Source organism: Luteimonas sp. A537 (assembly GCF_054052065.1).
Genome location: NZ_JBSVRH010000006.1, coordinates 25,923 through 32,531 on the forward strand (window position 1 = coordinate 25,923; position 6,609 = coordinate 32,531).

Consider the following 6,609-nt stretch of genomic DNA (forward strand, 5'->3'; position numbering starts at 1 on the left):
GAAAAGTAGCACCTGAGCAGGAATTCAGTGGGTCGCTACAAGGCGAACGAACGGGACAAGATGGAAACCCTGAGCCAAAGCGCGGAAAAAGGCCCGCTGTTCGACGCACTGTGCAAGGCGATCGATGCAGACGGAAAGGACGGGATCACTCCGATGGAGTTGCGCAGCGCGCTCGGCAAGCCTTGGCTGGCGCAGGCCCTCTCGCGGTTGGTGATCATGCATCACAGCGAATGGGCAGGTCCGATGGATCGTTGGGACGCGATCAATGAACTGATCCCGGAGCCGCGCAAGGAAGACTGGGAGAAGGAAAAGGGCCGGACCCGGGAACTGCAGTTTTGGGACGACGTCAAAGGCAGGAACGGGTTCACGGCAGAGTCCAAGGTGGATCATCTGCATCCTGTTGGATTTATTGGTAATTTCTATGGGCAACGGGGTGGCGTCACGGCGGAAATGTTGAAGAAGATATTTACATCCGCACCAGATGATCGATTGCAAAGCGTAGCGGAAGGCGTGAATCTGAATATGGATGATGGCAAACTGGACAGCGAAGAACGTCTATGCCATTTCTTCGGGCAAGTGCGACAGGAAATTGGCCCGGGAATGGCCTTCCGCGAAAACCTTCGCTACCCATCTAGCGGTCTTTTCAAAAGCAAGCTCGGCTATTATCGAGGGAACAGAGAGCGCTCTGACCGCGACGCCTACAACGAAGAAGCCATAGCAAACAATGCCTACGATGACGCGAACAGACCCGACGGCTACAAACTCGGCAACACACAGCGAGGTGATGGCTGGCGATATCGAGGGCGCGGCTTGAAACAACTGACCGGCCGATCCAACTATCAAAACTTCACCACTTGGCACGAACGGATCTGGGGCGAAATTGTGGATTTTGAAGCAAACCCGGACAAGGTGAATGAACCAATCTATGCAGTCCGTTCTGCTCTCGGGTTCTGGGTCGAGAAAAAGCTCTACGAACAAGCTGATGCGGGAATAGCAAGAGAATCGGCGGACAAGATTACAGCCGTGATCAATAAGGGAACCGATAGTTACGACGACCGCTGGAATAATGTTGAAGAGTACTGGCGAGAACACATTTTCAAAGATGCCTTCTGAGAATCAAGAAACTCACGAAGAGCGTTATCGCAGAATATTCCAAAGTACGGGGTTAGCATGAAGTATCTTCCGTTATTGTTCTTGGCCTACGTGGCCAATATTAGCTCTTCTGAGCTTCCCGCTCGCGCAGAGTTATTCACTCGCGCGGGATCGGACCAACCCATGACGGTAGAGATCTCAGAGTACAAATTCTCCCTCTCCGAGGCAGAGAACGATTACGTAATCAACGGATATGGCCCCAAAGGATCGAGCATTGAACACAAGCTGTCTCATGCCGAGTTCCAATCAAGCGAGCGTTTGTTCGCTATGAGAAGCTATGCCTGCAATTCAAGCACCATCGATCTCGTAATTCAAATCGGCCCAACAAAGAACGCGGACATTTTTAAACGTGATTACTATCGCGTCGTTTTTTCGCCGGAGCTTGGTTCGGTTATCGCACAGTTCTATGATCCAAGTATTGCCGAAGCAAATGCCGTCTTGCCGCTACAAAGCGTCGAAGGGTTGGTCAAAGGGAAAACTGGAATGAAGATCGCATGCAATGGCACCATGCCCATAGTAGCCGAAGAGTCTCGGAAGTAGTGAGTATTCCCCGGCAAAAGCCAAGACCTAGGAACCTCGGGCGTGTCCGATAGTTTTTGTGTGAGGCGGTTTGATCCTACCCCTGTTTGCCGGACACCCGGATAAGCGATTCAATATCGCAAGCCGAGGTGAAGCTTGGTCTCAAGAATCAAGTGCAACACGTTTCGAGAATGCGGCCACCTCTTCGGCCATGGCTTCATCCGGCGTCTTCCAGTCGAGCGTCTTCCGTGGCCGGCCGTTGAGCAGCCGGGCGATATCGTTGAGTTGGGTCTGGGTCACGCTCGACAGGTCGGTGCCCTTGGGCAGGTACTGGCGCAACAACCCATTGGTGTTTTCGTTGCTGCCGCGCTGCCAGGGTGCGTACGGATCGCAGAACCAGATGTCGAGCTTCAGCCGCTTGGCCAATGCTTCATGACAGGCCATTTCGCTGCCGCGATCGTAGGTCAGGCTCTCGCGCAGGAACGCCGGCAGCGGCTTCATCTGGCGGGTGAATCCCTCCAGCGCGTCCTGCGCCGTGCAGCCGTCCATCCGGCACAGAATGAAGCGGGTCTTGCGCTCGACCACCGTCCCCACCGCCGAGCGGTTGAAGCTGCCTTTGATGAAATCGCCTTCCCAGTGGCCCGGCAGCAGGCGCTGCTTGATCTCCCCCGGCCGATTCACGATGCGCAGCGCCTCCGGGATCGTCTGGCCTTTGGCCAGCGTGGTGCGGCGCCGGCCCCGGGCCGGCTTGGCTTGGCGAAGCGCTTCCACCATGTCTTGCTTCAGCGCACCGCGCGACCGCGCGTAGATGCCGCGTAGATCGTCTCGTGGCTGATCCAACACGTCGGGTCGTCGGGGTTCATGAGCCGCAGTCTGTGGGAAATCTGCTGCGGCGACCAACCCAGATAGACCAAGCGGTCATACACCTTCTGGTACAGCGGCTCTCCCTCCATCAGCTTGCCTCGACGCCCGCAGCGTGTACGGCGCTCGCGATACGCCGACCCTGCAACGGTCGCGTCGTAGCCCACAGACGCCGGGGCACCGCTGCCTTCCACCCGCTCCGGAACTCCGCGCCGGATCTCACGCGACACCGTCGAGACGTCTCGTCCCAATGTCCGGGCAATCGACCGAAGACTCATGTCCTTGCTCCGCTCGATCATGATCACGGCGCGTTCTTCCACGCCCAAATGTCGGTACTGTTCGTTCATCGCAACACCCTATATGGTCGGGGTGTTGCACTTGAAAGTTGAGCCTAAGCTGCCTCCTTGTTACTAACTGAAGCCTACAATACATTTGATGGCTCAGGATATTACTTGGCCTCGAAGCAACGGTACAGGCAGGTGAATAAAAATCTCGTTGAGCTCGGCAAACAAAGCATTAACTACTGGGCTGACCAAGGAACAGACGAGCCATCACAAAGGAATGTTACTCGCTCAATCAACCCCGGCCAACTCCATTTCAATTTCCGAACCCAGTCATTCCAGCATGCTTACTATGTTTTAAATGACGAACCGGCCCCCTCTCCAGAGTATAAAGAGGTCCCCGAGGTCTGACATGCCTAACTTCTTGAGCACTTCACTTCACCTCTCTGTGCCAGCGCTTCTTTCTGTCGCTTCGCTGACCGCGTGTGCGGAACAGCATAGAATAGTTCTAAATGACTGCAGAGTTTCTTTTATCGTCCCAAAGAATCTGGACTACATTGAGATAGAAGGTGCGACATTAGAAGACGATGTCAATTGCATTATTGCATTCAGCAAGTCTGTCCAGACGAGCAGTCCCTCAACAGTCGGACAGCCGGAAGGCTGGAGAGAACAGACCGACTATGTCATCGAAGTTAAACGCGTGAGCCTTACGTCTGCTTCTTTGGATTACTCATTAACGCCAGGTGGTGATGAAGCCTACAAACTAGATGAGTCGGGAGCCACACGCGGTCCGCTTGAGATGAGACTCGCCTCACTCGAGACATTCCAAGTCGCGAATGGAACTGGTCTCATTGCCAACATTGAGATACTCGATCGACCACGCAACATGGCAGATCGCGGCGTCGACGGCCAGGTGGTTTACCTCGTCGGAAACAAGGCTCTTTCAGCAAATTATGCATTGTGGCCATCATCCTCGAATGAAGAGGCGCAACGCGAACTCGATGCAATGACGTCTCTGTTTAAGTCGTTTAGTTTTCTCGAATAACAGTGTCGATGCCGAGGTGCAGATCGAGCTTCTGCACGGGCCTTGGACCAGCCGGGGACCACCGACCAGTTCTACAACGGCAAATCCAGTCACCCCGGGAAGCCGGTCCAGTCTTGTAATCAATCGCGGCAACTCGTTTACCAAGCCGAGCGAGGCATCCAGATTAGAGATGAAACAGATCAAGGAAGGTTTTGACGATAACACTACGGAAAAAATTCCGGAGCGCATCAGATCTATGAAACGTCTATGGGAAAACACCGGGCAAGGCGGATTGCTTACACGGAGAGACAAAGAAGCCGAACTTTTTGAGAGGGGCCTGAAATGCGATTGCTGGGAATAATTCTTGTCATGTTAGCCCCTTCCACGGCCAACGCGGAAGAGGTAATTCGTAATTGCAATGGAGTCACCAATCAGGAAATATTTGAATGCATTGAGTCACGCTACAAAATCTCAGATTCTCAGCTGAATGCGGTCTACCAGAAAAAGCTTTCGACGATCTCAGCCAAGCATAGAAAACAGTTCATCGAAACTCAACGGACTTGGATACCTTTCAAAGAAAGACACTGCGATATCGTCTATGAATCAACTTCTCCAGGGCAGGAAGCGCCAATAGAGAAATATATTTGCTTGTGGAAGGCAACAGATGATCGGGTGCGAGAAATAAATCGAATTGGTGGCGGCACTATAAATGACGAGTTCTATAATTTCATTCTCTCACTGCAAACATTAGGATTCTCACAATCTGAGATGATTTCAAAACTAAGAGATCGATATATCAACGAAGAAGGTGGCTGGCAAGATTATGCCGCTCAAAATTGTCGTTTCACTGAGTTGATCAGTTCGGAGAATTTTGAGATCTGCATGGCCAGGCTTGCCGCACAAAGAGGCAGCAACTAGAAGGTCCGGTGCGACACCGTCCAAACGATCAAGAAATAAACGTCCTGATTAGCCCCCGACCAATATGACGGCAACCCGCAAAAGTGGCAGAAGCGATGAACGACAGCAGGAAATTCCGAGTTATTCGATCCGTCGCCGTTCTCGCCTTCTTGGCAACAGCTGCTTGGACTGTATACAAAATTTATCAGGACAATGTCATGCCTCCACCCTTCGTATACCTGATCCCGGACGATTACTTCGGCCCGGTCGTAACCTTTTTCGGCCAGCCTGGCGGCATTGAAATGAAACCGGATCCCCTCGGACACGCTGTCGATGTCCCTGATAGCGGTGTGATCAGGATAAGAGCCAAACGGCAGGATGTGATGGGTATCAGCGAAGAAGGCTATCGTGCCACCTACTTCGTCTCCGCAGCTTCAGATGGATCGCGCAAAGTCATGAAGGTGCTCACCGACGTCTACCGCGAGAAGGGAATCTGGTGGCAAGGGGTCATCGATGAACGCGAGAACATGGCTCGATACGACATCGGTGAAGAAACCAAGGGTAACTTCGAGCACCTTCCAGAGCATCTTCTGAACGAGCGCATGATCGCGGCAAGACAGGGGTGCAGGTTTCGTTTCGTCAATGCCGACGAGGAGAGTCGAAAGGCTGGATGCGACGAGTTCCTGGTTATTTCACCCAATGAAAGAGAAGCTACGCGCAACTGGCTTTGGGGCGACTTTGGAAGCTATTTCGAATCGCTGGACGCGTTCGCGGAACACATACTGAAGATCCAAGACAAAAAGCGGGCGTACATCGAAGCATCCCGAGAATGACGGTAATCCCCCCCATTTTAGCCTTTGCCAAAAGTGGAGCTAAGCGGCCAATGCCCACTTCTGCATGGACGTGATGCCGCGAGCGCCATGCTCGGGCGCTCGTGGTTGCACGGGAGAAAGATGACGCAAACGTCGTCCTCTGCTCGCCATGGGCGTGGCCGGGCTTCGTATTGCTGGACACCGGGGGCCGTGCAACCCAAAGACCTGTACGGACGCGCGCTTGAACAGACCGGACAGACACAGCCAGATGAACGTAGCCAGATGGAAAGCCTGAGTCAAAGCGCCGAACAGAGCCCGCTGTTCGACGCCCTGTGCAAGGCGATTGATGCCGACGGCAAGGACGGGATCACCCCATAGAACTGCGCAGCGCACTCGGCAAACCCTGGCTGGCCCAGGCACTGTCACGATTGGCGATCACGCACCACAGCGAATGGGCCGGCCCGATGACCCGCTGGAACGCCATCGATGAGTTGACACCTTCATAACCACCCCTCGGGCACTTTCCGGAAATATAGCGACAACCGGGACATCGAATCTCGTTGATTTGCGCGACCGCACAGCGGCTGGTGGCACACCCCGGCAAGACTTGCTTCACGGCGTCGCTTCAAGCAGGGTGATGTCTTGCCGAAGATCGAGAACAGCGACTATGGCGAGACCTTCTGGCTGTGAGCACAAGATCAATCCGATCCAAAACTGTAACCGCCTGCCGTGCCGACACCCTTGATTCCCCAGGAAGTCCTTTTGCTGGAGCAGTACAGCTCCTTGGACTATTACGGTCGCGCCAGGGATGCCTGGGAAGCCACTGTCAAGCATTGCGACGACTGCCTGGAACGCTTCCTCCGGCACCTGGGTGCCGGTAGCCGAATGGCTGGCCGGCCCCAACTGGGGCTCGCACTTCCTGCCGCGCATCGGCAGCGAGGTGCTGGTGGAGTTCCTGCACGGTGATCTCTGATCTTGCCCCCGTTTCTCGGACACCCGTCTAAGCAGCGTGGGCCCGCTCGAACTGCTCCGGGCTGACGTAGCCCAGCGTCGAGTGGAGCCG

Annotated in this window: 6 protein-coding genes and 2 pseudogenes; 7 read left to right on the forward strand and 1 reads right to left on the reverse strand. The window is 54.3% G+C overall.

From position 1 onward, the window contains the following. The first annotated feature begins 27 nt into the window (after nt 1-27). Nucleotides 28-1,113, forward strand: a complete 1,086-nt coding sequence (locus tag ACW7GZ_RS14335) for a glycoside hydrolase family 19 protein (protein WP_457009871.1) — start codon at nt 28-30, stop codon at nt 1,111-1,113. 162 nt (nt 1,114-1,275) lie between these two features. Beyond that, a complete protein-coding gene (locus tag ACW7GZ_RS14340) occupies nt 1,276-1,692 on the forward strand; it encodes a hypothetical protein (protein WP_457009873.1) in 417 nt (138 codons plus the stop codon). A 141-nt stretch (nt 1,693-1,833) separates the two neighbouring features. Here ACW7GZ_RS14340 and ACW7GZ_RS14345 read toward each other — a convergent pair. Continuing rightward, nucleotides 1,834-2,879: pseudogene (locus ACW7GZ_RS14345) on the reverse strand (IS30 family transposase). Between the two features lie 346 nt (nt 2,880-3,225). Between ACW7GZ_RS14345 and ACW7GZ_RS14350 the strand changes: the two are divergent. The 5 genes and pseudogenes from ACW7GZ_RS14350 to ACW7GZ_RS14370 form a co-directional block, all read left to right on the forward strand. Then, nucleotides 3,226-3,858, forward strand: coding sequence for a hypothetical protein (locus tag ACW7GZ_RS14350; RefSeq protein ID WP_457009875.1), 633 nt, complete (start codon nt 3,226-3,228; stop codon nt 3,856-3,858). Nucleotides 3,859-4,206: 348 nt separating this feature from the next. Then, nucleotides 4,207-4,755, forward strand: a complete 549-nt coding sequence (locus tag ACW7GZ_RS14355; protein WP_457009877.1) for a lysozyme inhibitor LprI family protein — start codon at nt 4,207-4,209, stop codon at nt 4,753-4,755. A 95-nt stretch (nt 4,756-4,850) separates the two neighbouring features. Further along, on the forward strand, nt 4,851-5,567 hold the full coding sequence (locus tag ACW7GZ_RS14360) for a hypothetical protein (protein WP_457009879.1): 717 nt from the start codon (nt 4,851-4,853) through the stop codon (nt 5,565-5,567). A 189-nt stretch (nt 5,568-5,756) separates the two neighbouring features. After that, nucleotides 5,757-5,924: a hypothetical protein gene (locus ACW7GZ_RS14365; RefSeq protein ID WP_457009880.1), complete on the forward strand. Its 168-nt coding sequence runs from the start codon at nt 5,757-5,759 to the stop codon at nt 5,922-5,924. A 403-nt stretch (nt 5,925-6,327) separates the two neighbouring features. Then, nucleotides 6,328-6,516: pseudogene (locus ACW7GZ_RS14370) on the forward strand (phage baseplate assembly protein V); the annotation flags it as partial. Nucleotides 6,517-6,609: the final 93 nt, after the last annotated feature.

Coding starts and splice junctions, on each gene's coding strand:
- ACW7GZ_RS14340 (WP_457009873.1), top strand. CDS start 1,276: ATGACGGTAGAGATCTCAGAGTACAAATTCTCCCTCTCCGAGGCAGAG.
- ACW7GZ_RS14350 (WP_457009875.1), top strand. CDS start 3,226: ATGCCTAACTTCTTGAGCACTTCACTTCACCTCTCTGTGCCAGCGCTT.
- ACW7GZ_RS14355 (WP_457009877.1), top strand. CDS start 4,207: ATGTTAGCCCCTTCCACGGCCAACGCGGAAGAGGTAATTCGTAATTGC.
- ACW7GZ_RS14360 (WP_457009879.1), top strand. CDS start 4,851: ATGAACGACAGCAGGAAATTCCGAGTTATTCGATCCGTCGCCGTTCTC.